The following is a 25,525-nucleotide window of genomic DNA, read 5'->3' as shown; positions in this document are numbered from 1 at the left end:
CTCTGGGAAGGGTCGGGGGTCCGTTCGACGTAGGCTCTCAGGTGAGGAACGACAGCGGACCGGACCAGCCTGGGGCGGTGCGTTGCAGCGTTGCGTCAAGGAGGTTCCGTGGCCGGGCAAGGCGAGGTCACCATCATGTTCAGCCGCCCGCGCGACCGCGCGCAGCGAAGCGAGGTGCAGGCGTGACCAAGCAGATCCGTCAACTCGACCGGGTGGTCATCCGGTTCGCCGGTGACTCCGGCGATGGCATGCAGTTGACCGGCGACCGGTTCACCTCGGAGACGGCACAGCTCGGCAACGACATCTCCACGCTGCCCAACTTCCCCGCCGAGATCCGGGCTCCCGCCGGCACCCTGCCCGGCGTGTCGAGCTTCCAGGTTCACTTCGCCGACTACGACATCCTCACCCCGGGCGACGCGCCCAACGTGCTGGTGGCGATGAACCCCGCGGCGCTCAAGGCCAACCTGGCCGACCTGCCGCGCGGCGCGGACATCATCGTCAACACCGACGAGTTCACCAGGCGCAACCTGGCCAAGGTCGGCTACCAGACCAGCCCGCTCGACGACGAGTCGCTGGCCGGCTACGTCGTGCACCCGGTGGCACTGACCTCGATGACGGTCGGCGCGCTCGCCGCCCACGAGGTGTCCAAGAAGGACGCCGAGCGGTCGAAGAACATGTTCGCCCTCGGCCTGCTCTCCTGGATGTACTCCCGGCCGTACGAGTCGACGCTGCGCTTCCTGGAGCGTAAGTTCGCGGCCCGCCCGGAGTTGGTCGCGGCGAACGTGGCCGCGTTCAAGGCCGGCTGGAACTTCGGCGAGACCACCGAGGACTTCGCGGTCCGCTACGAGGTCAAGCCGGCGAAGATGAAGCCGGGCACCTACCGCAACATCACCGGCAACGCCGCACTCTCGCTGGGTCTGGTCGCTGCCGGAGTCCGCTCCGGGCTGCCGGTCTTCCTCGGCGCGTACCCGATCACGCCGGCCTCGGACATCCTGCACGAGCTGAGCAAGCACAAGCGCTTCGGCGTGCTCACCATGCAGGCGGAGGACGAGATCGCCGCGGTCGGCGCCGCACTGGGCGCGTCGTACGGCGGGTCGCTCGGGGTGACCACCACCAGCGGCCCCGGCGTGGCGCTCAAGAGCGAGACGATCTCGCTCGCGGTGGCGCTGGAGCTGCCGCTGGTGATCGTGGACGTGCAGCGCGCCGGCCCGTCGACCGGCATGCCGACCAAGACCGAGCAGGCCGACCTCAACATCGCGCTCTACGGCCGGCACGGCGAGGCGCCGATCGCCGTGATCGCGCCCAGATCGCCGTCGGACTGCTTCTTCGCCGCGCTGGAGGCCGCCCGGATCGCGCTGACCTACCGCACCCCGGTGATCCTCCTGTCGGACAACTACGTCGCCAACGGCTCGGAGCCGTGGCTGCTGCCCGACGTCGAGTCACTCCCCGACCTGCGGGTGGAGTTCGCCACCAAGCCCAACGGCGAGGACGGCACCACCTTCCTGCCGTACCTGCGCGACCCGGAGACCCTGGCCCGGCCGTGGGCGATCCCGGGCACCGCGGGGCTGGAGCACCGGATCGGCGGGCTGGAGAAGGCCGACAAGACCGGGGACATCTCCTACGATCCGGCCAACCACGACTTCATGGTGCGTACGAGGGCAGCCCGGATCGAGACCATCCCGGTGCCGGACATCGAGGTGGAGGACCCGGACGGCGACGCCCGGGTGCTGGTGCTCGGCTGGGGCTCGACGTACGGGCCGATCGGCGCGGCCTGCCGTGGGCTGCGCCAGCGGGGCCTGTCCGTCGCCCAGGCGCACCTGCGGCACCTGGCGCCGATGCCGGCCAACCTCGGCGAGGTGCTGCGCTCCTACGACCGCGTGGTCATTCCGGAGATGAACCTGGGCCAGCTGGCGCACGTCATCCGGGCCCGCTACCTGGTCGACGCGATCAGCTACAACCAGGTCCGCGGCCTGCCGTTCACGTCCGCCGAGCTGGAGACGACGCTGGAAGAGGTGCTGAAGAATGTCTGAGTCCGTCGCGCTCAAGCTCACCGCCAAGGACTTCAAGTCCGACCAGGAAGTGCGCTGGTGCCCCGGCTGCGGCGACTACGCCATCCTGGCGGCGATCCAGCAGTTCATGCCGGAGCTAAACATCCCCCGGGAGCGGACTGTCTTCGTCTCCGGGATCGGCTGCTCGTCCCGCTTCCCGTACTACATGAACACGTACGGGATGCACTCGATCCACGGCCGCGCCCCGGCGATCGCCACCGGCCTGTCGGTGTCCCGGCCGGACCTCTCGGTCTGGGTGGTCACCGGTGACGGTGATGCGCTCTCCATCGGCGGCAACCACCTGATCCACGCGCTGCGGCGGAACGTCAACCTCAAGATCCTGCTGTTCAACAACCGGATCTACGGGCTGACCAAGGGGCAGTATTCGCCGACCTCCGAGGTCGGGAAGATCACCAAGTCCACTCCGTCCGGCTCGGCGGACGCCCCGTTCAACCCGCTCTCCCTCGCCCTCGGCGCGGAGGCCAGCTTCGTCGGCCGGACCATCGACTCCGACCGCAAGCACCTGCAGTCGGTGCTGCGGGCCGCCGCCGAGCACGAGGGCTCGGCGTTCGTGGAGATCTACCAGAACTGCAACATCTTCAACGATGGGGCGTTCGACCAGCTCAAGGACCCGTCCACCCGGGACGACTACCTGATTCGCCTGGAGCACGGGCAGCCGATCACCTTCGGCGCCGACGGGCGGTTCTGCGTCGTACACCCGCCGGGCGGGTTCGGCCTGGAGGTCCGGGACACCAGCTCGGTCCGCCCGGAGGAAATCGTCGTGCACGACGCGACGGTGGCCGACCCGGCGTACGCCTTCGCGCTGTCCCGGCTGCCCGGCCTGGACCTGCGCAACACCCCGATCGGGGTGTTCCGCAACGTGGACCGGCCGTCCTACGACAGCGTGGTGCAGAGCCAGCTCGCCGCCGCCAAGGCGGAGGTCACCGAGACCCCCGAGCAGCAACTCGCCGGCCTGCTGGGCAGCGGCGACACCTGGACGATCCTCTGACCCGTACGACCTGACGAGAGAGCGGCCGTCCCCTGGTGGGGGCGGCCGCTCTCGTCGTATCGGCTCTGCTCAGCGCTGGGTGGAGGCCGGCAGCCAGAGGTTGTCGATCTCCTTCTCGGTCGCCGCGAGGCTCGCCTCGTGCAGCGGGATGAGTTCGGCCATCGCCGGGACCGCGGGGGCGAGGGTCAGTTCGGTGGCGATGAAGCGCGGCTCCAGGCCGGTCTGCGACAGGCCGTGCGGGAGCCACGGCTCGGCGTGGTCCCAGCCGTTGCGGGGCGTGCCCTCGCCGTAGCCGCCACCACGGGTGGCGAGCACGACGAACTCCCGCCCGCCGAGCAGGCCCTTCTGGGTCACCGGGTCATAGGCCAACCCGGGCAGGATCAGGTGGTCGACCCAGGCCTTCACGCTGCTGGGCGCGCCGTAGTTGTAGAGCGGCAGCCCGAGCAGCACCACGTCGGCCTGCTGCACCTCACGGACCACGCGCTCGCTGAGCTCCCAGGAGTCACGCTGCGCCGGGGTGTGCTGGTCCGGTGGCGTCATCCGGGCCAGGCCACCCGCCGCGTCCAGGTGGGGCAGCGGCTCGGCTCCCAGATCTCGATAGGTCACCGTGCCGTCCGGGTGGGCGGCACGCCAGGTGGCGACGGCGCGGGCGGTGAGCCGCCGGCTGACCGACCAATCGCCTCGGATGCTCGAATCGATATGCAACAGATGCATTATTCCTCCTCCAAGGATCGTCTGTGTAGCACCAACTATTTATAGCAGGCAGATGTTTCATCAGCTCGGTAGACTGGGTCACATGTCCGCCATGCAGCTCGACCCCCCGGAGCACCGCTCGGGCGCGCTGCTGGACCACCTGGCCCGCCGTATGCGGCTGCGGTCCGAGTCGGTGCTGGCGCCGCTGGGTCTACGGCCGCGGCATCTGGTCGCGCTCACCGTGCTGCGGGACGGCGGCGGAATCAGCCAACAGGCGCTCGCCAGCACCCTGGAGATGGACAGCACCAACATCGTCGGGCTGCTGAACGATCTGGAGGCGATGCAGCTGATCGAGCGTCGCCGCTCACCCGAGGACCGTCGCCGGCACGTCGTCGAGCTCACGGACGACGGGGCGAAACGCCTCAACCAGGCCGAATGCGCCCTCGTGGGCGCCGAGGACGAGGTGTTGGGGGCGCTGGAGCCCGCCGATCGGGAGAGGCTCTACCTGCTGCTCCGGCAGGCGACCAGCGGGACGGCGATCACCTGCGCAGCGATCTACCCGGACGAGTCGGCCGCCGACAACTGCTGACCCCGCCGGGGGTGGCTCAGACCGTCGAGGCGGACTGAGGGCGGTCGTCGCGGACGTGCACCAGCATGTCGCCGGTCTCGATCACCGCGCCTGCCCGGTCGGCCAGGGTGACCACCTTGCCCCGGCGGACCAGGGCGATCACCAACGACTCCAGCTCGCGCGGTGAGCGACCCACCTCGTCCCGCTCCGCCGAGCGCATCGCCAGCGCCATTCCCTGACCCGGGGTGAGCAGGTCCTCCACCACGTCGATCAGCGGCGGCGCCGAGGTGGACAGGCCGAGCAGCCGACCGGCGGTGGCCGAGGAAACGATCACGTGGTGCGCGCCGCTCTGCTTGAGCAGCGGGGCGTTCTCCGCCTCCCGGGCCGCCGCGATGATCCGTACCTGCCCTGCGGTGACCTGGCGGACGGTCAGTGCCACCAACACCGAGGCATCGTCACTATCGGTCGCGATGATCACGGCCTTCGCCGTCCGGACGTGCGCCTCCTCCAGCACGGACGACCGGGTCGCCGAGCCCTCGATGGCGACCAGCCCGGCGGAGGTGGCCTGCCGCAGGGCGGGGCCGCTGCGCTCCACCACCACGATCCTCGACCGGTCCAGACCGTTCTCCACCAGGGCGGAGACCGCGCTGCGGCCCTTGGTGCCGTAGCCGCAGATGATGACGTGGTCCTTCACGGTTCTCCTCCACCGCGACAGGCGACGGCCGGTCCGGTACTGCTCGGTCAGGACTTCCAGGGTGGTGCCGACCAGGATGATCAGGAAAAGCACCCGGGCCGGGGTGACGAAGAGGACGTTGACCAGCCGGGCCGACGGCGCGGCAGGAGTGATGTCACCGTAGCCCGTGGTGGAGAGCGAGACGACCGCGTAATAGAAGCAGTCGAGCAGGGTGAGGCCATCCTCGTTGACGTCGCGGTAGCCGTCCCGGTCCAGGTAGACCGCGGCGACCACTGAGAAGACCAGACCCAGGGCGGCGGCCAGCCGGAGGCTCAGCGCACTCAGCGGGCCCCGGCGCTGCGCGGGAAAATGGATCACCGTCGAACCTGCTCCACCACCGTCGCCTGCACGCCCACAACATAGCGGTTACGGCGCGGTCCGCACCCCCGGGTCGCCGACCGGGGCAACCGATCACGGCGCCGGACCCGACTACCAGCCGACAGCGACGAACCGGTCGAGGCCGGCAGACGGAGGGGGCACGACCCTCGTGACGAGAAGCGGCGAACGCGGCGGCGGGGCGACGACGAGTACACCGAGTACGTCCGGGCCCGGATGGTCCAGTGGCGACGGACCGCGTACCTGATGAGCGGGGACTGGGACCGGGGCGACGACATCCTGCAACGGGTCCTCACCGACCTGTATCGCACCTGGGCGCGAGCCCGCCGCGCCGACCACCTGGACGCCCTGGTGCGCACCATGCTGCTACGGCGGCTGATCGACGAGCGACGCCTGCGCTGGTCCCGGGTACGGCTCGGGGCCGCGTTGCCCGAACGGCCGACCGCCACCGCCGATCCCACGGACCGGATCACCCTTGTCGGGGCGCTGCGCCGGGTCCCGCCCCGGCAGCGCGCCGTGCTGGTGCTGCGGTACTTCCAGGACCTCAGCGTCGAGGAGACCGCGCAGGCCCTGGGCTGTTCGGCCGGCACCGTGAAGAGCCAGGCCGCCAAGGGTCTGGCCACCCTGCGCGCCCTGCTCACCCCCAGCCTCACCGGAAACTGAGAGGAGCGACGAGATGCTGGACGAACGCCAGATGGCCGACCTGATGCTCGCCGAGGTCGAATCGGCGGAAACACCCTCCCGGGTGCTCGACGTGGAAGGGGCGATGAGCGCCGCGCGCCGTCAGCGTCGCGTCGCCCGCGGCACCAGCGCCGTGCTGCTCGCGGCGGCGCTGACCGTGGGCGCGCTGACCGTGCCCAACCTGCTGACCTCGAACCGTTCGCCGGCCACGATGTCGCCCGGCGACGCGGGGAAGGAGACAGCGACCGGCCTGCCGGCCGCGTTGACCACGGTCGACCCCGGGCGGGTGTACGTGCGGTTCGGCTGGCTGCCGGACGGGATCCGCGACCTCCAGTACCAGGCCGGGCTGCTGCTCGCCGGCCCCGGCGTGTACCTCGGCGCGACCAGCAGCCAAAACGGCGACCCGTGGCAGGGCGTCTCCGTCACGCTCTACCCGGCGGGGGTGGAGCCGCCGGCGCCGCAGCGGGACAGCGGGGAGCCGGCCACCGCGATCGGCACCAGCGACGGACCCGAGTTGAACGGCGCGGTCAGCAGCTTCGTCGCGTACAGCGGCGCGGAGCGGCCGGAGGCAATCCTGCGCTGGCGGTACGCCCCGGACGGCTGGGCACAGGCCCGGGTGGTCGGGGCCGGACCGGATGCGCGGGGCGCCGCGGCGCGGGTGGCTGAGTCGCTGCGGTTCGGCAACGACCCGGTCCCGATGCCGGCGACGGTGGCGGGCCTACCGGCCAACCTGCGGGTGATCACTGTCGAGGTGTTCGAGTCGCTGGAAGAACCTGCGTCCTGGCACGCCTCGACCACCTGGTCGCCGGAGCCGGCCACCGCCGAGCCCAGCTGGCAGCGGGCTCGCACGTTGACTGTGAGCGCCTCCCGATACCGCCACGTCACCGATCCCGCTGACAAGGCGTTCGTAAACCCGAACACCACGTTCGACGGGCATCCGGCGCGGTTCGGCGGGCAGGACGGCGACGAGTCGCTGACGGTCTACGACGTGAACGGGGCGACCGTGACGATCGACGACCGCGCGCTGCTGCCCAGCGGCGGCACCCGGGCTCTGTTCCGCGCGGTCACGCTGGTGCCGGAGCCGGCGGACTGGCACACCCACCTGCGCCGATGAGGCCCCGGGCCCGCGCCAAAGTGGCGGCGCGGCCCGCGCGGGTCGGCCCGGACGGCCGGGAACGGGCATGATGGGGGTGTTCCCCGCACGACGACCGCGAAAGCGAGGCCCGCATGTCATTGCTGCGACGAGTGATCGGCGGGGTGCTGCGCCGGCTCCGCCAGCGCCAGGGCCGCACGCTCCGCGAGGTGGCCGCAGCGGCCGGGGTCTCCGTGCCCTACCTCTCCGAGGTCGAGCGGGGCCGCAAGGAAGCCTCGTCGGAGGTGCTCGCCGCGATCTGCCGGGCGCTCGGCATCCGCCTCTCCGACCTGCTCGAGGAGGCCCGCGACGACCTGCGCCAGGTCGAGCCGCGCATCCCGACCGCGCCACGGGCCGTGTTGACCCGGCTGGAGCGGGTCGAGGTGGCGCGACGCGACGCCGGCAACCACACCCTGCGAGTCGGCCCACGCACCGCCGGGCCGATTCTGCACCGGGCACCGGGGGCGGCCGGGCCGACACTGTGCGTCCGCCCGATGGCCTCCGCCGGTGGCTCGCGCCCCGGTCCGCGTACCGCCGCCCTGCTGGGCTGCGCGCGGGCCAGGGCGGGCGCGCGGCGGCTGACCGCCGCGTAGGTCGCGCCGGTTCTGCCATCGGCGGATCTGCCACTGGCAGAATCCCTGGTCCCGCCACCGCCGCCGCACGCACGCTGGAGGAGCCGGTCCACCGGGCGGTCCGCCGCCCGCCGGCACGGCGGAAGGCGGCGGCGAATGATCGGGTACGGCGTGCGAATGCTGGACGGCGGGCAGCCGTCCTTCGGTGATCAGGTCTTCGAGCGGCTGCTGCGCGAGCGGATCGTCTTCCTCGGCACCGAGGTGACCGAGGAATCGGCCAACCAGATCTGTGCGCAGATCCTGCTGCTCGCCGCCGAGGACGCCGATCGGGACATCTACCTCTACATCAACTCGCCGGGCGGCTCGGTGAGCGCGGGGATGGCGGTCTACGACACGATGCGCTACGTCCGCAACGACGTGGCCACGCTGGCGCTGGGGTTCGCCGGCTCGATGGGGCAGTTCCTGCTCTGCGCCGGCACGGCCGGCAAGCGGTACGCGCTGCCACACTCGCGGATCATGATGCACCAGCCCTCCGGCGGAATGGGCGGCACCGCCTCGGACATCACCATCCAGGCCGAGAACATGCTGCATGTGAAGCGGACCATGCAGGAACTGATCGCCCAGCACAGTGGACGGACACTGGACGAGATCCAGCGGGACTGGGACCGGGACCGCTGGTTCACCGCCGAGCAGGCCCGCGAGTACGGCCTGATCGACCAGGTGCTCACCCGAGCCGAGCAGCTACCGGCGGTCTGACCCGCGGTGGCGGCCGGCGATGGTCCCGCCGGCCGCCACCGCGGCACGGCGCACGACGTCCTCCGACGAGTCCAGCGGTGACCCGTGCCGACGCCGGACGCGGCCCCCTCGATCCGCGTCCGACCAGGCACGGGCCTGTGGTGCTGGCCATCGATACGTCGGAGCCTATTCCCAGCGGTGGGAATACGGGCGGCCCGCGAGTCGCAGCGCATTTCCATGGATTCTCGTTACAGCGTCACGCAGGTGCCATGCTCGCGGAAATGGGGTAGCGGTCGCCCGTTAGGGTCACCTCTATGCGTCGACTGATCCCTGCCATTTCGATCGCCCTCGCCGCCGCCCTCATGGCTGGCTGCGGCACCGACTCCGGCGACACCGCGCAGAACACCTCACCCGCCCCCGCAACGTCCGCGGCCGACCCGGTCGAAGCCATCCAGCAGGCGATGGACCGCAGTCTCTCCGGCCCGGTCACCATGGACGCCGCTGTGAAGGCCGGCGGCCAGTCCATCACTCTCAGCGGAAAGATGGACCCTGCCACCAAGACGATCCAGGTCACCGGTAACGCCCCGGAGCCGATCGAGGCCCGGCTGATCGGCGACACCGCCTACATCAAGTCCGAGTCGGGCGAAGGCAAGAAGCCGTGGATGAAGGTCGACCTCACCAAGCTCCGGCCCACCAGCGCGCTGCGCCAGTCCTTCGACCTCAAGTCGCAGACCGGCATCATCGGCGGCATCGTAACCGCCGAGTCGACTGGCGCTGGCACCTACAAGGGCACCGCTGACCTGGAGAAGGCGGCCGCCGCCGCCAGCTCGGATGGCGGAATGCGCGAGGGCATCGAGTCGTCCGCCAAACTGGCGAAGGACCCCAAGGCGATCCCGTTCGAAGCGACCGTCGACGGCGAGGGCCGGCTCACCGCACTGTCCTACACGGTCGCCACGAAGACTCTGGGTGATCTCGTCACCGACATGAAGATGAGCGACTTCGGCAAGTCTGTCTCGGTGTCGGCGCCGCCCGCCGGCGAGGTCGAGGAAGCGTCCGAGGAGATGTACAAGTTCCTCTGACCGGGCCGGCACGTCTGGCTCACCGCGCTCAACAGGCCTGATTGTGGTAGCGAAAGGGAGCGTCGTCGGATCTCACCGACGGCGCTCCCTCAGGTCACCAGGCCAGCACGGTAGGCGTAGACCACCGCCTGCACGCGGTCGCGCAGGTCGAGCTTGGTGAGGATGCGTGACACGTACGTCTTGACGGTCTCCTGGCTGATCACCAGGGTCGCGGCGATCTCGCCGTTGGACAGGCCGTTGGCGATGAGACGCAACACCTCCAGTTCGCGCGGGGTCAGCCCAACGTCGTCCCGCGTGCCCTCGGCGGGACGGATCCGCGCCGCGTACCTGCCCACGAGTTGCCGGGTCACCTCGGGCGCCAGCAGCGCGGCACCGGTCGCGACGGTGCGGATACCGTGCAGCAACTGGGCCGGAGGGGCGTCCTTGAGCAGGAACCCGCTTGCTCCCGCGCGCAGCGCCTCGTACACGTACTCATCGAGGTTGAACGTCGTCACCACGAGCACCTTGACGGGTTGAGCCACTCCGGCACCGGCCAGCAGGCGGGTTGCCTTGATGCCGTCGAGTACCGGCATCCGTACGTCCATCACGACCACGTCCGGATGCAGCCGGCCGGCGAGGTCGACCGCGGCGCGCCCGTCCCCGCACTCGCCCACCACCTCGAGGTCGGGCTGAGCATCGATGATGGTCGCGAAGCCGGTACGGATCAGCGCCTGGTCGTCGCAGACCAGCACCCGGATCGGCGCCGTCATGACGGGCTCCCGGTAGGAATCCGGGCCTGCACGACGAAGCCGCCGTCCGCCCGTCGTCCTGCGCTGAACTCGCCACCGAGCACGCCGACCCGTTCGCTGAGCCCCGCGAGGCCGCGTCCACTCCCGCCGGGGGCCCCGGCGTACGAGCCCGAGCCTTCGGTGCTGACCTCCACAGTGGTCTCCCTCTCGCCATGGTGCACGTGAACAGTGGTGCGGCTGCCGTGGGCGTACTTGAGGGCGTTCGTCAGCGCCTCCTGCACGACTCGGTAGGCCGCTACCTCGGCACCGCCGGTCGTGCCCGCCGGGCTGCCCTCCTCGGTGAACTCCACCGGCTGCCCGGCCTGCCGGGTCTGCTCCACGAGGGCGTGGAGCTCGCCGACGGACGGCGTACGCGGATCGATGCTGTGGTCGGGGTTGAGCAGGTCGAGCAGATGGCGCAGGTCGGTGATGGCCCGCCGGCCGGTGTCGGTGATGGCGGTCAGGGCCGTGTCGAGGCGTTCGGGGGCGGCGGTCAGGTAGCGCGCAGCCTCGGCCTGCACGACCATCGCCGTCACGTGGTGGGTCACGATGTCGTGGAGTTCGCTGGCGATCCGGGTGCGTTCGGCGGCGCGGGCGGTCAGGGCGACGTCGCGGCGGCGTTCGGCCTCGACGGCCCGGGACTGCCGCAGCCAGGCTCCGATGCCCCACGCCAGGGCCGCCGCCAGGTAGAACGTGACGAACCCGGTCACGCCTTCGGTCGACCCGTGCCGGTCGAGAGCGACGGCCAGCGCCACGTACGCGGCGGAGGCCAGGATCATGGTGGTGCGCCGACGACGTTCCAGGTGGGCCCCCGCGCTCAGCAGCGCGATGGCCAGCGCGGAGCCCGCGACCGTGTGATAGCCGCGGAGCTGGTCGATCGCGAAGCCGACCGACACCAGGGCGAGGCAGATGGCCGGCCAGCGCCGGCGGACGGCGAGCGGGAGGCACTCCAGGGCGAGCACCACGACGGTCAGCGCGTCGAAGGGACGCCCCGGCAGGTCGCCGAGCTGTGTACCGTGGTTTTGTAGGGCCGGCACCACCGACGCGAGGGCGAGCAGCAGCGCCAACGGGAGATCCCGGACCGTGACGTCCCACCGCCGCCACGAGTCCGGGACCATCCGAAGGCCGACCATCAGGAGACCGTAGCGGTCGCCGGCTGGACGCCGACCGCGCGACGGTGACGCGGGACGAGGTGACCGCGGCGGTGGGCCAGCCACATGAACACCAGGGTCAGCGCCACACCCGCCGCCACCGTGTAGAGGCTTCCCTCCGGCCCGAAGTCGCCGCCGGTGAGCAGGGTCGGGCCCGACATCGTGGTGTCCAGCAGGCCCTCGGACTGGCCGTTGCCGGAGACCACGACGCTGAAGATGCCGCCGGCGGCGAAGTTCCAGCCGAAGTGCAGGCCGATCGGCACCCACAGGTTGCGGGTGGCGGCGTAGCAGGCGGCGAGCATGAACCCGGCCTCGACCGCGATGGCGATCGCGCCCCACAGGCTGGCGTCCGGGTTGAGCAGGTGCATCAAGCCGAACACCACGCCGGTCAGCAACAGCGCGATCCAGGTGCCCATGCGTTCCTCGACGACTCGGAACAGGACGCCGCGGAAGATCAGCTCCTCGGTCGTGGCGGCGGCGGCCATGAACCCGAACAGCGCCACCGCGCCTGTCACCGAGCCCAGGCCGTTGACGTGGTAGTCGCCGACGAAGGCGATGTTGACGATCACTGCCGCGAACATCCCGAACCCGATCAGCACCCCTCGGGTGATCCGAGCGCCGGCTCCGGCCCGAGCCACCTCCGTGACCGCGCGACGTTCGGTGCGCCGTACCACCCACGCGTAGACGAGGATCGCGGCCACCGCCGTCAACACACCCAGGGCCAGGGTGAGCCAGGCGTTCCCCTCCACCGCGGCGATGGCCTGGCTGCCGATGAAGGTGACCGCCACAACGGCCACAAGCTGCTTCAACAAGCGCATGACGACTCCTTCAACGAGGTCCGCGGCTGGAGCGCAGCGGCCACGTCAAACGCTATGGAGTCGCCGGTCAGGAATCGTCACCGTGCGGTGGACACTTGCGGGTAGCTCGCACGGGGGACAAGCACCTGCGCACGAGGCCGTCGGGCGGGCCTTGCTGAAGGTCGGGGAACCTGACCGAATGAACAAACGACGCGTATGCCGGACTTGAGGAACGACCTGCCGGTGCCGCTGGCCAACCGACAGGGATGCCCTAAACGCCTGCGCTTGGCGGCTGGCCCGGGGATGGCCGAGCCGCCACCTGAGCGGCGGTCATCCCCTCGCGAACGGCAGCTGCTGTCGTGTCCAGCTCGACGCGCTCCCTGCGCCGCCAGTCCGCGTCGATACGGAATGTGTCACCGGCGAAGCGCGGGAACACGTGCAGGTGCACATGGAAGATCTCCTGGAATGCAGCCTTTCCGTCGGCGAGGAACATGTTTACCCCCTCGCACCGCAGTGTGGAACGGCGGAGCGCTCTGGCGAGCCGATGCGCCTGCGTCCACATCCGTCCACCAACATCCTCGGGCAGGTCTTCCAAGCCGACGGCGTGCAGGCGTGGCACGACGAGCAGATGCCCCGGGGTCACGGGGTGCAGGTCCATGAATGCGATGATCTCGTCATCCTGATGGACAAGGCTTGCTTCCAATTCACCGCGCACGATGGCGCAGAAGAGGCAGTCCTCTGGCTGGGCGAGCTCGTTGCCAGGCAAGTTCATGCACTAAACGTAATCATCAGAATCTATATGGCAACCGGATTCCCGAGCGACGATGATGCAGCCAGCCGCCGCCTGCCGGCCTGCATGCCCCCCCCGGGACCGGAGATCCCCGCCGGAGGCACGCTCAAGGGTGTGACCTGGTGCCCCCGGCAGGATTCGAACCTGCGACACACGGTTTAGGAAACCGATGCTCTATCCCCTGAGCTACGGGGGCGCGAATGGCCAGTCTAGCGACCTGCGGATCGACCCGCGTTGGCAGGGACTGACCCCCGTTGACCTGCGTGACCCGGCGGGCCGACCCGACCGACGACCACACGCGGATCACACCAGACGGGTCAGCGACCATGATCGTTGACCCCGACTGACCTGAAGTGGCACGGATTGACCCGGGGTGACCTCCGCTGGAGACCACACGGCGAGCACAGCGCCAAGATCAATAAGGACCCGACGGCGGACCCTCGCCAGCACCCGGTGCTGCTGCCACCGAGGCTCGCTGATCTCCTACGGCGCCTCGCCGAACAGCCCCCAGCCCCGGCCGTTGCTCGCCCAAGCTCAGTCCGGCCCAAGCCTGCTGTTCCCCGGCATGGTTCCAGGTCTGCCGATCTCGACCCACGCCATGACCCAGAAGCTCGGCCGTCACGGCATCACGGTTCGCTCGGCCCGCAACACAGCCCTCGCCGCCCTCGCCGCCGCCCTGCCCGATGCCGTCATGGCCGACCTGCTCGGCATGCACGTCACCACCGCCGTCCGCTGGGTGAGCTACGCGCGCCGTGACGGGGCGGGCTACCTCGCCGCACGAACCGCGGACCAGGCGAGAACGAACGGTCGGGCATGACCGGTGAGAACACTCACCCAACAGCCGCGGAGCCGCAAGGTCTCCTCCCAACGCGGTCCTCCGCATCGCATCGACCCATTTCATCGGCGATGCCGGAGTCCAGGTATGTCGCGCGCGGTATCGCGGGAACGATCGCACCGTAACACCGTCTCGAAGGTGAGTATGGTCGGCGCTAATAGGACGATTCGGTGGCATCCCGGAGCGCTGCCGTCGGCGGGGCGACGACGCTGCCGCCGTTCGTCTCGCTCACTGAGGTGGTCCCCCGTGTGGCCCCGAGCGGCGGAGCACCGTCTCTTGTTGCGTTCGGCAGGCTCAGGAGGGTCAAGCGAGGAGGTCAGGAAGCCGAGTTTTCGTGCGATTAGCGAGGATTCCCGTGGCGGCGAGCAGCGTGATCGCGGTGGAGACTGCGGTGATCGTCCACAGGCCGGCGCGATAGCTGCCCAGCCCATGGTCGGCGTGCGCGGTGAAGGCGGTGGTGATCGCCGCGAGCACGATCCCGGCCCCGATCTGGCTGGCAGCGTTGAACAGGCCGGACGCCAGGCCCTGCTCATCCTGGCGGGCACCTCCGACGGCTGCGATGTTGAGCGCGGTGTAGGCGGCCGCGAATCCGATGCCGCCGAGCACCTGCTGCACGAGAAGGATCAGCATCGTGCTGGTGTGGCCGATGAGCAGGGCCCAGGCGAGGTAGCCCACGCCGAGCGTGAGCAGGCCGAGAGTCGCCACCGGCCAGGGTCCGTATTTCGTGACGGCGACGGCGGCGTATCGAGCCGTCGCACCAGTGAGCGCCGCGCCGAGAAGGAAAGCCAGTCCGGCCTGCAGGGGCGACCAGTCCAGCTCGTCCTGATAGTAGAGCGTGAGGACGAATTGGAAGCCGACGTAGGCGCCGAACATCAGGATGCAGAGGTTGGCCCGCACGAGTTGAGGGCGTGTGAATATGGCGAACGGGATCAACGGGGTCGGGTGTGCCCGTTCGACCAGGATGAACACCGCCAGCAGTGCGGCCGCGGCCACCAGTGGGCCGATGACGGCGATGTCGGTCCAACCGACGGCCGCGGCGCGGCTGATCCCGTAGACGAGCGCGATGGCACCGCCCGTCACCAGGGCCGCGCCGACGACGTCGATCCGCTGCCGGTTCTGCTCCTGCCGGCCAGAGCCGCCCGGCACCGCCACGAGGGCCAGGGCGGCGACGATGACGGCGACCGCCGCCGGTAGGAACAGCACAAGCCGCCAGGTGACACCCGCGAGGACCCCGCCGACGACCAGACCGAGCGAGTAGCCGACCGTGGTGATGGCCAGGAACGTGCCGAGGGCGCGGTTGCGTGCCTTCTCGTCACGGAAGGCGTCAAGCAGGATGGCCATCGCCACCGGGGCCGTGAATCCCGCGCTGACGCCTTTGAGCAGGCGCGCGACCACGAGAACGGCAGTCCCGTCAGCCAAGCCGCCGGCGATGCTGGCTATCGCGAACACCAACAGCCCGCCGATCAGCAGCTTCTTACGGTCGAAGAGGTCGGCCAGCCGGCCACCCAGCAGCAGTGTGCTGCCGAAGCCGAGCGTGTAGGCACTCACCACCCATTGCAGGGCGTCAGGCGTCATGCCCAGTTCCCGTTGGATCTGCGGTAGGGCGGGCCCCATCGTCGCGATGTCCATCGCGTCGAGAAACTGCGCCGCGCACACGACGAAGAGCAGCAGCGCCGCGTTCCTGACGCGTCCACCCGTGGCGGCGCCACCGCCTGTCGCGGCGGGATCCGGCCTGAAGGCGGACGACGTAGACGTCTCTATCATGCTCATGCTCCGACTCGGGTTGTTCGTCCAGACTTGTGGGGCAACCGGGAACGACAACGCCACCTGGATCGCGGACTGCCGCGGTCCAGGTGGCGGTCTGCCGACGGTGGTTACTCGACGAGCAACTCGACCGGGATGTTGCCGCGCGTGGCGTTGGAGTACGGGCACACCTGGTGGGTGGCCTCGATGAGTTCGCGACCGATATTCCGGGACAGGTTCTCCGGCAGCTTCGTCCGCAGGGTGACTTCGAGCTGGAAGCCGCCCTGACCGTTGGGGACGAGGCCGACCTCGGCGGTGACCGACATGCCCGAGACGTCGATCTGCTTCTCCAGCGCCACCAGTTGCATGGAGGTGGCGAAGCAGGCCGCGTAGCCCGCCGCGAACAGCTGCTCGGGGTTAATGCCGTCGCCGGTGCCGCCCAACTCCTTCTGCAGGGCCAACCCGACGTCCAACTTGCCGTCAGAACTGAAGGCGCGGCCGTCGCGGCCGGTCGCGGTCGCGACGGCGGTGTACAGGCTCATGTCCTGCCCTTCTGGTAGACCGATCGGTCAATCTGTTTGACGCACTCAGCCTAAGAAGATCAGGAGCTGCCCCCCATGGCTCACCGTCTCCGTTTCATATCTGATCGTCTTGCTCGATGGCATTAAGCGATACGATCTGGTGATGGATGTGCTCAGCGATGCAATCGGTGTCATGCGTATGGGGCGCCCGCATTCCACTGAGATCCGCAAGCGAGCTCCGTGGGGAGTGCGGGCCGAGCCGTTCTCCGGGGCCGGCTTCCATGTGGTGCTGGAGGGGACATGCTGGCTGATCCCTCCGGAGGGCGCCGCGATCGCCCTGAGCGTGGGCGATGTGGTGTGCCTGCCGCACGGTTGCGGGCACGCTCTGGCCGACAGCCCGTCGACGCCCCTGACGGGCGCACCCTCGGCCTCCCTGCGGGAGATAGCGCCGAGCGCCGACGACGGCGAGAGGGCCACGACGATCCTGTTGTGCGGCGCGTACACGCTTGACCAGACCCGGCCACATCCACTGTTCGAGGAACTGCCCGAGGTCATCCACCTGCCGGCACGTCTCGGCCACCGCACGCCGCTCCATGCTGCCGTCAACCTGCTCGGAGACGAGATCGCCAACCCCGACCACGGGACCGAAGCTGTCGTGTCGGCCCTGCTGGACATCATGTTGCTCTACATCCTGCGGGCCTGGCTCGACGAGCAAACCGACGACGGCCCGGCCACCGGGTGGGCTGCGACGCTACATGACCCGGCGATCACCGCAGCGCTGCGCCACATCCATGAGGAACCCGCCGGGCAGTGGACGGTCGAATCGCTGGGCGCGAAAGCCGGACTGTCGAGGGCGGCCTTCTCCCGCCGGTTCACCTCGCTGGTCGGCAAACCGCCGCTGGGCTACCTGACCTGGTGGCGGATGACCCTGGCGGCGCAACTGCTGCGCGACACCGACAGACCGGTGCAAACCGTCGGGCAGCGCACCGGATACACCTCCGAATTCGCCTTCGCCAAAGCGTTCAAACGAGAGTACGGCTTGGCCCCCGGTCGGTACCGCCAGCAGTCGCGGAGGTAGTCCGCTCAGCCCGCCGTGACGACGACGACCTCCTGTTGGACACCATCCTGACCTGCCGCGATGAGCGCGCCTTGATTAATGTCCGTTCGGACGACCGTCGTCATTCAGTGCTACCGCCATCAGGGACCCGGCCGAGTACGGTCTCGATCGTGGGATCACCAGCGAGGTTCGGAGTCGAGCACGGATTCGTCGGTGACGAATGCGTCTGGCGACTTCGCGCAGCGCGCCGTCTTGCCCATCGTTTTACGTCGTCGTTGGTGTCGTTTTAGTGCTTGCGGTGGGCGCCGGGTGTCTCGCCGAAAGTGCGGCGGAAGGCGTCGATGAAGGCGCTGGTGGAAGACCAGCCGCAGCGGAGGGCGACGGTGGTGACCGGGTCGCCGTCGGCCAGCAGGTTCAGCGCGTGGTAGAGCCTCAGTTGGGTGCGCCATTGGGGAAAGGTCATGCTGAGGTCGGTGCGGAATTGGCGGCTCAGGGTCCGGTCTCCCGCGCCGATCTGCCGTCCGAGTTCGGCGAGGGTCCGGGTGTCGGCCGGGTCGTTACGCAGCAGGTCGCACACTGCCCGGAGGCTGGGATCGGTGGGCGTGGGGAACTGGACGGGTTGCTGGGTGGAGACCGTTACCTGCGATGCCTGCGTCTCCTTCCTTCGCGGCGGCCTTGAGAGCGTCGATCAGTGCGCCCAGCGCCGGCTGCGCCAGCGAGATCTCCCGGACCGCGGCGTAGATCGCCCTGGCCGGCTCCGGGCGGCGGACCCGGCGGACGGTGACGCCGGAATGGCGGGTGCCCAGTCCCAGTCGGGGGATGAGGCTGACTCCGAGACCGGCGGCGACGAATCCCTGGGCGGTGGCGTAGTCCTCCGACTTCGCCACGAATTTCGGGCTGAAGCCTGCCCCGGCGCAAGCGTCGAGTATCGGCTCCAGGCAGGGACCTGGCGGTTCGCTACTGATCCAGGGCTCGCCGGCGAGGTCGGCCAGGTCGATTACCCGATGCGCGGCGAGCGGGTGCCCGGTGGGCAGCACGGCCTGGTACGCGTCGTCGAGCAGGTGCACCAGCCGGATGCCCTGGCGGCTCTCGTCGCCGGGTCGGCGGACCACGATGGCCAGGTCGGCGCTGCCCTGCTCCACGTCCGGCAGCGGATCCGGGTCGGCCAGTTTGGGATCGATCGTCACACCCGGATGCTCGCGCCGGAGCCGAGCCAGGGCGGGGGCTAGCAGAGTCGGCCCGACCGAGGCGAAGTAGCGGATCGTCAACCGATCCGTACGCCCGGCTCGCAGGTCGGCCAGCGCGGTCTCGGCCTCGGCGAGGTGCTGGCTGATGATGGCTGCGTGGCCGGTGAGCAGTCGGCCCGCTGCCGTGGGCCGTACACCTCGGCCGACCCGTTCGAGTAGCGCGATGCCGGCCTCCTTTTCCAGCACTGCCACCTGCTGGCTGACTGCGGAGGGGGTGTAGCCCAGGTGCGCTGCCGCTGCCGTCACCGACCCGCTGGTGACCACCGCTCGCAGCACCTGCATGCGTCTCACGTCAAGCATGTAGCAGAACTTAACGTAAGTGCAGAATCTTTCGCTTGTCGTTTCGGGTCGGTCAGGGCGCCGTTCGCGGGAGGTCAGGTCCGAGTAAGGAGATCACGCGTGAACGGTGTCGCTGGCAAAACCTGGGCTTGGGCGCGGGTGGGTGTACTCGCACTGCTGTGGGGATCGACCTTCCTCTGGGTCGAGCTGGCCCTGGACGCCCTGACTCCGGTCCAGGTCACCCTCAGCCGCTGCGTACTCGGGTCGATCACCCTGCTGGTCGCGTGCCTCGGCTCGGGTCGACGGCTGCCTCAGGACCGGGCGACCTGGGGGCACATCGGCGTGGCAGCCTTCTTCTGCAACGCCCTGCCCTTCGCCCTGTTCAGCATCGGCCAGCAGACCATCGACTCCGGGGTGGCCGGCGTACTGAACGCGACGACCCCGCTGTGGTCCCTGCTGATCGGCGTCGTGATCGGCTCCGAGCGCGGGCTCCGCCCGGTCAGGCTGGGCGGACTCCTGTTCGGGTTCACCGGGGTAGTGCTGATCTTCGCGCCATGGCAGACCACCGGGCCGGTCGGCTGGGGCGCCCTCGCCATCGTCGTCGCGGCGGCGAGCTACGCCATCGGTTTCGCGTACATGGGCCGCAATCTGGTCGGGAAGGGCTTCCCCACCATTTCGCTATCCGCGGCGCAGCTCATCGCGGCGACCGGAATGACCGCAGTGACCCTGCCGGCCGGTGGCCTGACGTCGATCGAGATCGGCCCGAAGACCTTGATCGTCGTCCTCATCCTGGGCGTCGTAGCCACCGGGATCACCTTCCACCTCACCTACCGGATCATCGCCGCCGAGGGTGCCACCAACGCCGCGACGGTCGGCTATCTGCTGCCGGTGGTCTCGGTGGCGCTGGGGGCCATCGTGCTCGATGAGGGTTTCAGTCTCCGGATCGCCGCAGGGATGGTGGTGGTACTCGTCGGGGTCGGCCTGACCCGCCTCAGGAAGCCGACCCCGTCGACGCTGGCTCCGGAAGAAATCCCGGCGGCGCCGGCCACGCCCAGAATCTGACGCTGTACCTGCCGCACCTCATACGCACAGTCAGGCGGCACGTTCGTATTCGTGGAGGACGCCTCCAAGTCGATTATGCCGTCTGACCCGGAGCTGGGTCCTCCGTCTGGGGCTGCTCACCCCAACGCCGTACAAGGCGATCAAGCCAAGACCGTCCGCGCCCGACGGGCAGCAGTCCTCACCGACGCACACCACCCGCCACCCGGCCTGATTCCGTGCTCGTCGATGGGAGCCGCCGTCGCCGTGGCGCGTCAGGGTCAGCCGCCGGAGCAGGTGTTGCTGCCGCCGCTGTGGACGGAGCAGCCGCGCCCGCCGGGCTCGAAGGGCTGCTCGGACTCCGGCCGCAGCTGCACCAGGCCCCACACCACCAGCACCGCGCACAGGGCAGCACCGAAGCGGAGCAGCCAGCGACCGCCGCGCAGCACGGCGGCGATGAACAGCCCCGCCACCGGCACGAGCAGCCCGACGAGCAGCTCGGCCAACAGGTACCCACCGGCGTGCCGGGTCACGGAGGGCCAGTCGTCGAAGTACAGCATGGCCCCGGTCAGCAGCAGGAACGCCCCACCGTAGAGCCAACCAACGACGAGCACGGCCGGTCCGGCACCGGCTGCGCGGCGGATCACTCGGCACCCCGGAACAGCATCGCGGCAACGCCGCCGACGATGACCCAGCCGGCCGTCGTCGCCACCGCGCCGACGAGCAGCTGTGACCGCAACCGTAGGCGCGCCATGACCGATACGACCACCAACGAGACGAGCAGGCTGAGCACGCCCGCCAGCGACCGGCTTCACCGCCACCTACGAGGAACACGCGGGAATCAGGAAGTACGCCGGGCTGAGCGTGAAGAAGGGACTCGGTTCGGGTGGCGGCAGGTAGCTGTCCGACACGGTCCAAGAGGCGAACAGCACCGCATACCAGCCCACCGTCGCGGCGGCGCTGCGCCCGCCGATGCCCGGGAGCAGTACGGGGCGCGTCACGCGCAGAATGTTATCGCTCCCGTGGCGGGTGACACGAAGGTGCATCCGGCGTGCGAACAGGGGAGTTGCCGACGTCGATCGTGTTGACAGGGCAGCATGGCGACAGCCCGCAGTTTGAGGGCGACCACCCCGTCGACGGCCGACCACCGGCCGTCGACCCGGGGCTCTACAAGCAGCGACACACCATTGAGTGCGGCATCAACCGCCTGATATGCAGTCGGGCGATCACGACCGCGTTCGACAGGGTTTGCTGTGCGCTACGAAGCCACCATCCACGTCGCCTCGGACAACGAATGGCCATATTCGACTTCGGCGCAGGCCACCATCGCGGTCCGTCACTCAACGCGACGCCCGGTCGGCGGCAGATTCGTACGTGCCTGCGACGAGCCCACGCCAGCTAGAGCTAGATGCAACGCCGTTCAGTTAGGCGGCGTGGTGGGTTGTCAAGCGTGTCGTGGAGACGAAGCAGCGGAGCTCCGGTATAGAGGGTGGTCACTCTAAGACGCCCTTGAACCTGGAGCTCCGCTGGCTGATCAGATTGCCATAACTCGGACGGTGACGGTAGCCGCGGGTGTGTTCGCGCCGGGTCACCTGGGCGAGTTGACTCGTCTGGTGCCGTTCGAGATGGTCGATGATGTCCTAGCCTCGACCAGGCGTACCGAGTTACGGGTCCGGCTGTTGCCGGCCCGGGTCGTGATGTATTTACTGCTCGCGGGATGCCTGTTCGCCGAACTGGGATACCAGCAGGTATGGCGCAAGGTGACCAGCGGGTTGTCCGGCCTGCCGATCGTCTCGCCCAGCGGCAGCGCGTTGCGCCAGGCCCGGCAACGCCTCGGCCCGCAACCGGTGCGGGCGTTGTTCGATCTGCTGCGTGGCCCGGCCGCCACCAGCGCCGCCCAGGTGCGCTGGCGTGGTCTGCTGCTGGCGGTGATCGACGGAACCCTCCTGACGGTCGCGGACTCAGCCGCGAACACCAGCCGCTATGCCAAACAGCGATGCAACAACGGCGGTTCCGGCTACCCCCAACTACGGCTCAGTGCCCTGCTGTCCTGCGGCACCCGCTCGGTCCTGGACGCCGTGTTCGACCCGGTCAGCACCGGCGAACTCGACCAGGCCCGCCACCTCGCCCGCAGCCTGCGGCCCGGGATGCTGCTGCTGGCCGACCGTAACTACGCCGCCGCCGACCTGGTCACCACCCTGGCCGCGACCGGCGCGCACCTGCTCATCCGCTGCAAGAACGGCCGCAAACTGCCGACTCTGCGCCGCCACCGCGACGGCTCCTTCTCCTCGATCATCGGCGGGCTGCCGATCCGGGTCATCGACGCGCAGATCAGCATCACCACCACCGAGGACACCCGCACCAGCGGCTACCGACTGATCACCACGTTGCTCAACCCAGTCACCCATCCCGGCGCCGAACTGATCCGGCTTTACCACCAGCGCTGGGAGATCGAGACCGCCTACCTCGAACTCAAATCCTCGATCCTGGGCGGACGTGTCCTACGCGCCCGCACCCCCGACGGCGTTCAGCAAGAAATTTACGCCCTGCTCAGCGCCTACCAACTGCTCCGCACCGCGATGGTCGACGCCACCGACAGCCGGCCCGGCCTCGACCCCGACCGGGCCAGCTTCACCACCGCCCTGAACACCGCCCGCGACCAGATCGTGCACGCCGCCGGCGTCATCGCCGACACCGCCATCGACCTGGTCGGCGTCATCGGCGCCGATGTTCTGGCCCACCTGCTCCCCGACCGCCGCCTGCGCACCAAGACACGCATGATCAAACGCTCGAACAGCAAATACCAAGCCCGCGGCCCCAACATCGACCGACGCAGCTATCAAGCCACCACCAGCATCGACATCGTCATCCCCGACCCTTGACGCCCACACCAACCGCCTAACTGAACGGCGTTGGAGCTAGATGTCGAGGATCAGGGCACGGTGGTCGGAGACCTCTGGTTCGGTCAAGATCTCGAATTGCTTGACGGCGGCGAGATCGGAGACGAGCAGGTAGCTCGCATGCCGCATCGGTTTAGGGTAATGAGACGTCCGGGTGTTGGCCGCGCCGACCAGGTCCATCAGGCCGATTTCGGCTAGAACGTCGAATGTCTCACTGCCAGGTAACAGGTTGAAGTCACCGCAGACCACCACCAGGTCCTGCGGACTGCGTACCCGGTTCACGAGTTCCGCGAGTCGCTCCGCTTGGCGGAGCCGCGCTGGGGTGTCAGCCTTGCCGACCGGATCGCGTAATCCGTGTACCTGCACTACCCACACCGACCGGCCGGCGGCGCGGTCAACGGTGCGCATCGCGAGTGCGATGCGTGGACGGTCTGTGATTGTCCACGCATCATGGTCGATGAACTGGCCGTGCACGAAGGCGGAGTCGACACCAATGACCGGCAGTTGCTCGGCGACGAAGGTCGCGAGACCGAAGTCTTGTCGATGCCGGACGCCCTTGTCGTCATGCACAGGTCCTGAGTCGCTGGCGAGGAAGGTCGCCTGATGGTGCGGCAACGCGATGCGGACATCATCGAACAAGTCAGCTCGCTGGGGCAGGATGCAGTCACCGTCTTCGAAGCGGGTCCATCCGGTCAGACCAGGAGTCCGAGTCACTTCCTGGAGGCAGACGATGTTCGCCCCGCTGTCGGGCAACCACTTGATGAGCTCGTCGTACAGCGCGCCACCCCAGGCGTTTACACTCGCGATCCGCAAAACGACACACCTGCCATCTCTGAGTCGACGCCTACCCGCCGCCCGCCCCTGCCTGCCTGGCAGGGACTCGATTTTAATGCGCCGGAGGTGCAGCGATTCGGACGGGTACGCCGCTCGACGGATGTCCTGTCATCGGCTACTTGTGCGCGTCGACGCATCCATCGCCGTCGCCAAGGGGCGTGGACATCAGAGGTTGAGGCTGAGGACCCGGTCGCGGTGATCTCGATCAAGACCCGGCCGAGGGGTTCGGGCGGCGGGGCCGCGTAGCGCTCGGTGTACCGGTGCACCCCCTCGGCGATCCGGGTCGGGTCGTCGGTGACGGTCGCGGTGCCTTCGAGGGTCAGCCACCGGAAGCCTTCAACCTGGCAGACCGCGACGCGGCTGCCCGGGTTCACCGTCAGATTGCGGGCCTTGCGACTGGCGGCGACGGTCAGCACTCGGGCGAGGCCGGCGGCCCGGTCCCAGGTGAACCGGACCGCCACCACGTGCGGGGAGCCGTCGGGTCGCAGCATGGTCAGGGTGCAGACGTGCGGCCCGGTGAGGAACGCCCTGGCACGGGTCGACAGGCTCGGGAGCGTCGTCACAACTTTTTCTTGACGGCCTCGTTCCAGATCAGACCCAGGATGCTGGGCCTGACCCGGGTGGTGATCACGGCCATGGCGCGGTGGACGAACCGGTCGTCGGTCAACTGCGCCACCATGGCTGCGGCGAGGTCGGCCCGGGCGGTGAACAGTCCGTCGGCGACGTCCTGGGCGACCCGGTAGTCGGTGACGGTCGGGTGGTCGAACAGCCCGGACGGTCGGGCGATCGTCCAGTCCAGGTCACTGGAGCCGACGATGGCTTCCATCCGGCGCATGTCGGCGTGCGCGGTCCGGGCTACCCGTCGGTTGATCAGTGGGTCCATGACGTGGTTGAAGAAGTGCTCGCCGGTGGGTCGCCAGGTCGGGTCCATGACGCTGGAGCTGACGGTGACGAGGCGCTTCACCCCATGTCGGTGCATGGCCTCGATGATGTTGGCCGCGCCGTGGGAGTACACGGTGATGGGTTTGCGGGTGGGCGGGACGCCCAACGCCGAGAGGACTGCGTCGCTGCCGGCGACGGCCCTGTCGACGGCGGCGGGGTCGGTGATGTCGGCGGTGAGGACGGTGAGTCCGGCGCGGGCCGGGATGCTGCCCGGACGGCGGGTCACCGCGGCGACCTCGTGCCCGGCGGCCAGGGCCTGGTCGGTGAGCCGGCGGCCGGTTGGGCCGTTCGCGCCGAAGATGACAGTGCGCATGAGGTGCTCGATTCTCGCTGTGGCCCGGTGGTGCCAGGCATTGATGGCGTTGACACTGCCGCCCGGTCCCCGCAGTATTCAACCGTGATGAATAAATCTCGGGGCCGGCCCCGCGGCAACCCGGACACCAAGGCCCGCATCACCGAGGTCGCCCGTGGCCTATTTTTGGAGCACGGCTACCGGGGCACGACCGTGCGTGCGATCGCCGTGGCGGCGGGGGTCGACTCGGCACTCATCAGCTACCACTTCGGCTCCAAACAGGGCCTGTTCGGGCAGTGCCTCAACCTGCTGTGTGTCGAGTCGACCGCGCTGGACCATGCACTGCGCGGCGATCAGGCCGGGCTCGCCGACCGGCTCCTGGCTGCCGTCACCAGCCTGTGGGGCGCCACCACCCCGAGTGAGAACCGGATCGCGCTGCAGGACGACGACACTATGCGCGCACTGCGGGAATATCTGGAACGTGAACTTCTTGGTCGGATTGCTGAATTTCTCGGCGGCCCTGACGCGACCGAACGCGCCACCGCGGCGGTCGCTGTGATCGGCGGTCTCATCTTCACGAGGCACCTCAACCCGCTCGCGCCCATCGCCGATCTCTCCGCCGCCGACGTGCGGCGGATCCTCGGCCCGGCCCTGCGCGCCGCGCTTCACGCCCGCGCTCCGCACCGCGCCGGCCTTCCATCCCGACCGGCCCGACCGCCGGTCCGCGTCAGCCAATAGAGGGTGAC

Annotated in this window: 28 protein-coding genes, 1 tRNA gene and 1 pseudogene; 13 read left to right on the top strand and 17 right to left on the bottom strand. The window is 69.2% G+C overall.

Features of this window, described 5'->3' with window-relative positions; genetic code table 11:
• The first annotated feature begins 182 nt into the window (after positions 1-182).
• Positions 183-2,030: a 2-oxoacid:acceptor oxidoreductase subunit alpha gene (locus OG470_RS10515; RefSeq protein WP_328423159.1), complete on the top strand. Its 1,848-nt coding sequence runs from the start codon at positions 183-185 to the stop codon at positions 2,028-2,030.
• Positions 2,023-3,057, top strand: coding sequence for a 2-oxoacid:ferredoxin oxidoreductase subunit beta (locus OG470_RS10510; protein ID WP_328423157.1), 1,035 nt, complete (start codon positions 2,023-2,025; stop codon positions 3,055-3,057). Before OG470_RS10515 ends, OG470_RS10510 begins: the two co-directional genes overlap by 8 nt.
• Positions 3,058-3,126: 69 nt before the next feature.
• On the opposite strand, the gene OG470_RS10505 is transcribed toward OG470_RS10510, so the two are convergent.
• A complete protein-coding gene (locus tag OG470_RS10505; protein ID WP_328423155.1) occupies positions 3,127-3,771 on the bottom strand; it encodes an FMN-dependent NADH-azoreductase in 645 nt (214 codons plus the stop codon).
• 82 nt (positions 3,772-3,853) lie between these two features.
• Here OG470_RS10505 and OG470_RS10500 point away from each other — a divergent pair, with 82 nt between their 5' ends.
• Positions 3,854-4,339 (top strand): MarR family winged helix-turn-helix transcriptional regulator, encoded by a 486-nt coding sequence (locus tag OG470_RS10500; protein ID WP_328423153.1) that lies wholly within the window; start codon positions 3,854-3,856, stop codon positions 4,337-4,339.
• Between the two features lie 16 nt (positions 4,340-4,355).
• On the opposite strand, the gene OG470_RS10495 is transcribed toward OG470_RS10500, so the two are convergent.
• On the bottom strand, positions 4,356-5,369 hold the full coding sequence (locus tag OG470_RS10495; protein ID WP_328423151.1) for a potassium channel family protein: 1,014 nt from the start codon (positions 5,367-5,369) through the stop codon (positions 4,356-4,358).
• A gap of 210 nt (positions 5,370-5,579) precedes the next feature.
• Here OG470_RS10495 and OG470_RS10490 point away from each other — a divergent pair.
• The 5 genes and pseudogenes from OG470_RS10490 to OG470_RS10470 all read left to right on the top strand — a co-directional run.
• Positions 5,580-6,050 (top strand): annotated as a pseudogene (locus tag OG470_RS10490) (SigE family RNA polymerase sigma factor); the annotation flags it as partial.
• 13 nt (positions 6,051-6,063) lie between these two features.
• Complete coding sequence (locus tag OG470_RS10485; RefSeq protein ID WP_328423149.1) at positions 6,064-7,182, top strand: hypothetical protein; 1,119 nt, start codon at positions 6,064-6,066, stop codon at positions 7,180-7,182.
• Positions 7,183-7,295: 113 nt separating this feature from the next.
• A complete protein-coding gene (locus OG470_RS10480) occupies positions 7,296-7,793 on the top strand; it encodes a helix-turn-helix domain-containing protein (protein ID WP_328423147.1) in 498 nt (165 codons plus the stop codon).
• A gap of 135 nt (positions 7,794-7,928) precedes the next feature.
• Positions 7,929-8,528 (top strand): ClpP family protease, encoded by a 600-nt coding sequence (locus OG470_RS10475; RefSeq protein ID WP_328423145.1) that lies wholly within the window; start codon positions 7,929-7,931, stop codon positions 8,526-8,528.
• A 293-nt stretch (positions 8,529-8,821) separates the two neighbouring features.
• Positions 8,822-9,586, top strand: a complete 765-nt coding sequence (locus OG470_RS10470) for a hypothetical protein (RefSeq protein WP_328423143.1) — start codon at positions 8,822-8,824, stop codon at positions 9,584-9,586.
• Between the two features lie 89 nt (positions 9,587-9,675).
• Here OG470_RS10470 and OG470_RS10465 read toward each other — a convergent pair whose 3' ends face one another.
• The 5 genes from OG470_RS10465 to OG470_RS10445 form a co-directional block, all read right to left on the bottom strand.
• Positions 9,676-10,335 carry a response regulator transcription factor gene (locus tag OG470_RS10465; protein WP_328423141.1) on the bottom strand — a complete coding sequence of 220 codons (660 nt, stop codon included), beginning with the start codon at positions 10,333-10,335 and terminating at the stop codon, positions 9,676-9,678.
• Positions 10,332-11,486, bottom strand: a complete 1,155-nt coding sequence (locus tag OG470_RS10460) for a sensor histidine kinase (protein ID WP_328423139.1) — start codon at positions 11,484-11,486, stop codon at positions 10,332-10,334. Before OG470_RS10460 ends, OG470_RS10465 begins: the two co-directional genes overlap by 4 nt.
• Positions 11,486-12,322 carry a CPBP family intramembrane glutamic endopeptidase gene (locus OG470_RS10455; protein WP_328423137.1) on the bottom strand — a complete coding sequence of 279 codons (837 nt, stop codon included), beginning with the start codon at positions 12,320-12,322 and terminating at the stop codon, positions 11,486-11,488. The genes OG470_RS10460 and OG470_RS10455 overlap by 1 nt, the downstream gene beginning before the upstream one ends.
• A gap of 250 nt (positions 12,323-12,572) precedes the next feature.
• Entirely contained in the window at positions 12,573-13,073 is a 501-nt protein-coding gene (locus tag OG470_RS10450; RefSeq protein ID WP_328423135.1) for an HIT family protein, read from the bottom strand.
• Between the two features lie 138 nt (positions 13,074-13,211).
• Positions 13,212-13,287: transfer RNA gene (locus tag OG470_RS10445), tRNA-Arg, on the bottom strand.
• A gap of 402 nt (positions 13,288-13,689) precedes the next feature.
• On the opposite strand from OG470_RS10445, the gene OG470_RS10440 reads away from it, so the two are divergent.
• Entirely contained in the window at positions 13,690-13,908 is a 219-nt protein-coding gene (locus tag OG470_RS10440; RefSeq protein WP_328423133.1) for a hypothetical protein, read from the top strand.
• A 321-nt stretch (positions 13,909-14,229) separates the two neighbouring features.
• Here OG470_RS10440 and OG470_RS10435 read toward each other — a convergent pair whose 3' ends face one another.
• The gene (locus OG470_RS10435; RefSeq protein WP_328423131.1) at positions 14,230-15,696 is read right to left on the bottom strand and encodes an MFS transporter; all 1,467 of its coding nucleotides are present in this window, start codon (positions 15,694-15,696) and stop codon (positions 14,230-14,232) included.
• A gap of 104 nt (positions 15,697-15,800) precedes the next feature.
• Positions 15,801-16,211, bottom strand: coding sequence for an organic hydroperoxide resistance protein (locus OG470_RS10430; protein ID WP_328423129.1), 411 nt, complete (start codon positions 16,209-16,211; stop codon positions 15,801-15,803).
• A 142-nt stretch (positions 16,212-16,353) separates the two neighbouring features.
• Here OG470_RS10430 and OG470_RS10425 point away from each other — a divergent pair, with 142 nt between their 5' ends.
• Positions 16,354-17,268: an AraC family transcriptional regulator gene (locus tag OG470_RS10425; protein ID WP_328423127.1), complete on the top strand. Its 915-nt coding sequence runs from the start codon at positions 16,354-16,356 to the stop codon at positions 17,266-17,268.
• 265 nt (positions 17,269-17,533) lie between these two features.
• On the opposite strand, the gene OG470_RS10420 is transcribed toward OG470_RS10425, so the two are convergent.
• Together OG470_RS10420 and OG470_RS10415 are read right to left on the bottom strand one after the other, a co-directional pair.
• Positions 17,534-17,824, bottom strand: coding sequence for a helix-turn-helix transcriptional regulator (locus OG470_RS10420; protein ID WP_328423125.1), 291 nt, complete (start codon positions 17,822-17,824; stop codon positions 17,534-17,536).
• A complete protein-coding gene (locus OG470_RS10415; protein ID WP_328423123.1) occupies positions 17,805-18,794 on the bottom strand; it encodes a LysR family transcriptional regulator in 990 nt (329 codons plus the stop codon). Before OG470_RS10415 ends, OG470_RS10420 begins: the two co-directional genes overlap by 20 nt.
• A gap of 99 nt (positions 18,795-18,893) precedes the next feature.
• On the opposite strand from OG470_RS10415, the gene OG470_RS10410 reads away from it, so the two are divergent.
• A complete protein-coding gene (locus OG470_RS10410) occupies positions 18,894-19,835 on the top strand; it encodes a DMT family transporter (RefSeq protein ID WP_328423121.1) in 942 nt (313 codons plus the stop codon).
• Between the two features lie 257 nt (positions 19,836-20,092).
• On the opposite strand, the gene OG470_RS10405 is transcribed toward OG470_RS10410, so the two are convergent.
• The 3 genes from OG470_RS10405 to OG470_RS10395 are packed head-to-tail and all read right to left on the bottom strand — an operon-like array spanning position 20,093 to position 20,812.
• Positions 20,093-20,458: a hypothetical protein gene (locus tag OG470_RS10405; protein ID WP_328423119.1), complete on the bottom strand. Its 366-nt coding sequence runs from the start codon at positions 20,456-20,458 to the stop codon at positions 20,093-20,095.
• Complete coding sequence (locus OG470_RS10400) at positions 20,455-20,604, bottom strand: hypothetical protein (protein WP_328423117.1); 150 nt, start codon at positions 20,602-20,604, stop codon at positions 20,455-20,457. The genes OG470_RS10405 and OG470_RS10400 overlap by 4 nt, the downstream gene beginning before the upstream one ends.
• 28 nt (positions 20,605-20,632) lie before the next feature.
• On the bottom strand, positions 20,633-20,812 hold the full coding sequence (locus OG470_RS10395; protein WP_328423115.1) for a hypothetical protein: 180 nt from the start codon (positions 20,810-20,812) through the stop codon (positions 20,633-20,635).
• A 555-nt stretch (positions 20,813-21,367) separates the two neighbouring features.
• Here OG470_RS10395 and OG470_RS10390 point away from each other — a divergent pair.
• A complete protein-coding gene (locus OG470_RS10390) occupies positions 21,368-22,693 on the top strand; it encodes an IS4 family transposase (RefSeq protein ID WP_328423113.1) in 1,326 nt (441 codons plus the stop codon).
• Between the two features lie 36 nt (positions 22,694-22,729).
• On the opposite strand, the gene OG470_RS10385 is transcribed toward OG470_RS10390, so the two are convergent.
• From OG470_RS10385 to OG470_RS10375, 3 genes are read right to left on the bottom strand one after another with little or no spacing between them, the layout of a single operon-like run.
• A complete protein-coding gene (locus OG470_RS10385; RefSeq protein ID WP_328423111.1) occupies positions 22,730-23,524 on the bottom strand; it encodes an endonuclease/exonuclease/phosphatase family protein in 795 nt (264 codons plus the stop codon).
• The gene (locus OG470_RS10380; protein ID WP_328423109.1) at positions 23,506-24,108 is read right to left on the bottom strand and encodes a pyridoxamine 5'-phosphate oxidase family protein; all 603 of its coding nucleotides are present in this window, start codon (positions 24,106-24,108) and stop codon (positions 23,506-23,508) included. Before OG470_RS10380 ends, OG470_RS10385 begins: the two co-directional genes overlap by 19 nt.
• Positions 24,105-24,800, bottom strand: coding sequence for an NAD(P)-dependent oxidoreductase (locus OG470_RS10375; RefSeq protein ID WP_328423107.1), 696 nt, complete (start codon positions 24,798-24,800; stop codon positions 24,105-24,107). Before OG470_RS10375 ends, OG470_RS10380 begins: the two co-directional genes overlap by 4 nt.
• A gap of 3 nt (positions 24,801-24,803) precedes the next feature.
• On the opposite strand from OG470_RS10375, the gene OG470_RS10370 reads away from it, so the two are divergent.
• On the top strand, positions 24,804-25,517 hold the full coding sequence (locus tag OG470_RS10370; protein ID WP_328423105.1) for a TetR/AcrR family transcriptional regulator: 714 nt from the start codon (positions 24,804-24,806) through the stop codon (positions 25,515-25,517).
• Positions 25,518-25,525 lie beyond the last annotated feature (8 nt).

The sequence above is a fragment of the Micromonospora sp. NBC_00389 genome (genome assembly GCF_036059255.1).
GTDB lineage: Bacteria > Actinomycetota > Actinomycetes > Mycobacteriales > Micromonosporaceae > Micromonospora.
This window is presented reverse-complemented; position numbering and strand designations above follow the sequence as displayed.

What these genes read in the sequence shown, in the direction of transcription:
- OG470_RS10500 (WP_328423153.1), top strand. Translation starts at nt 3,854, where the DNA reads ATGTCCGCCATGCAGCTCGACCCCCCGGAGCACCGCTCGGGCGCGCTG.
- OG470_RS10425 (WP_328423127.1), top strand. Translation starts at nt 16,354, where the DNA reads ATGGATGTGCTCAGCGATGCAATCGGTGTCATGCGTATGGGGCGCCCG.
- OG470_RS10375 (WP_328423107.1), bottom strand. Translation starts at nt 24,800, where the DNA reads ATGCGCACTGTCATCTTCGGCGCGAACGGCCCAACCGGCCGCCGGCTC.
- OG470_RS10440 (WP_328423133.1), top strand. Translation starts at nt 13,690, where the DNA reads ATGACCCAGAAGCTCGGCCGTCACGGCATCACGGTTCGCTCGGCCCGC.
- OG470_RS10470 (WP_328423143.1), top strand. Translation starts at nt 8,822, where the DNA reads ATGCGTCGACTGATCCCTGCCATTTCGATCGCCCTCGCCGCCGCCCTC.
- OG470_RS10480 (WP_328423147.1), top strand. Translation starts at nt 7,296, where the DNA reads ATGTCATTGCTGCGACGAGTGATCGGCGGGGTGCTGCGCCGGCTCCGC.
- OG470_RS10435 (WP_328423131.1), bottom strand. Translation starts at nt 15,696, where the DNA reads ATGAGCATGATAGAGACGTCTACGTCGTCCGCCTTCAGGCCGGATCCC.
- OG470_RS10460 (WP_328423139.1), bottom strand. Translation starts at nt 11,486, where the DNA reads ATGGTCGGCCTTCGGATGGTCCCGGACTCGTGGCGGCGGTGGGACGTC.
- OG470_RS10415 (WP_328423123.1), bottom strand. Translation starts at nt 18,794, where the DNA reads ATGCTTGACGTGAGACGCATGCAGGTGCTGCGAGCGGTGGTCACCAGC.
- OG470_RS10475 (WP_328423145.1), top strand. Translation starts at nt 7,929, where the DNA reads ATGATCGGGTACGGCGTGCGAATGCTGGACGGCGGGCAGCCGTCCTTC.
- OG470_RS10485 (WP_328423149.1), top strand. Translation starts at nt 6,064, where the DNA reads ATGCTGGACGAACGCCAGATGGCCGACCTGATGCTCGCCGAGGTCGAA.
- OG470_RS10455 (WP_328423137.1), bottom strand. Translation starts at nt 12,322, where the DNA reads ATGCGCTTGTTGAAGCAGCTTGTGGCCGTTGTGGCGGTCACCTTCATC.
- OG470_RS10510 (WP_328423157.1), top strand. Translation starts at nt 2,023, where the DNA reads ATGTCTGAGTCCGTCGCGCTCAAGCTCACCGCCAAGGACTTCAAGTCC.
- OG470_RS10465 (WP_328423141.1), bottom strand. Translation starts at nt 10,335, where the DNA reads ATGACGGCGCCGATCCGGGTGCTGGTCTGCGACGACCAGGCGCTGATC.
- OG470_RS10430 (WP_328423129.1), bottom strand. Translation starts at nt 16,211, where the DNA reads ATGAGCCTGTACACCGCCGTCGCGACCGCGACCGGCCGCGACGGCCGC.
- OG470_RS10450 (WP_328423135.1), bottom strand. Translation starts at nt 13,073, where the DNA reads ATGAACTTGCCTGGCAACGAGCTCGCCCAGCCAGAGGACTGCCTCTTC.
- OG470_RS10505 (WP_328423155.1), bottom strand. Translation starts at nt 3,771, where the DNA reads ATGCATCTGTTGCATATCGATTCGAGCATCCGAGGCGATTGGTCGGTC.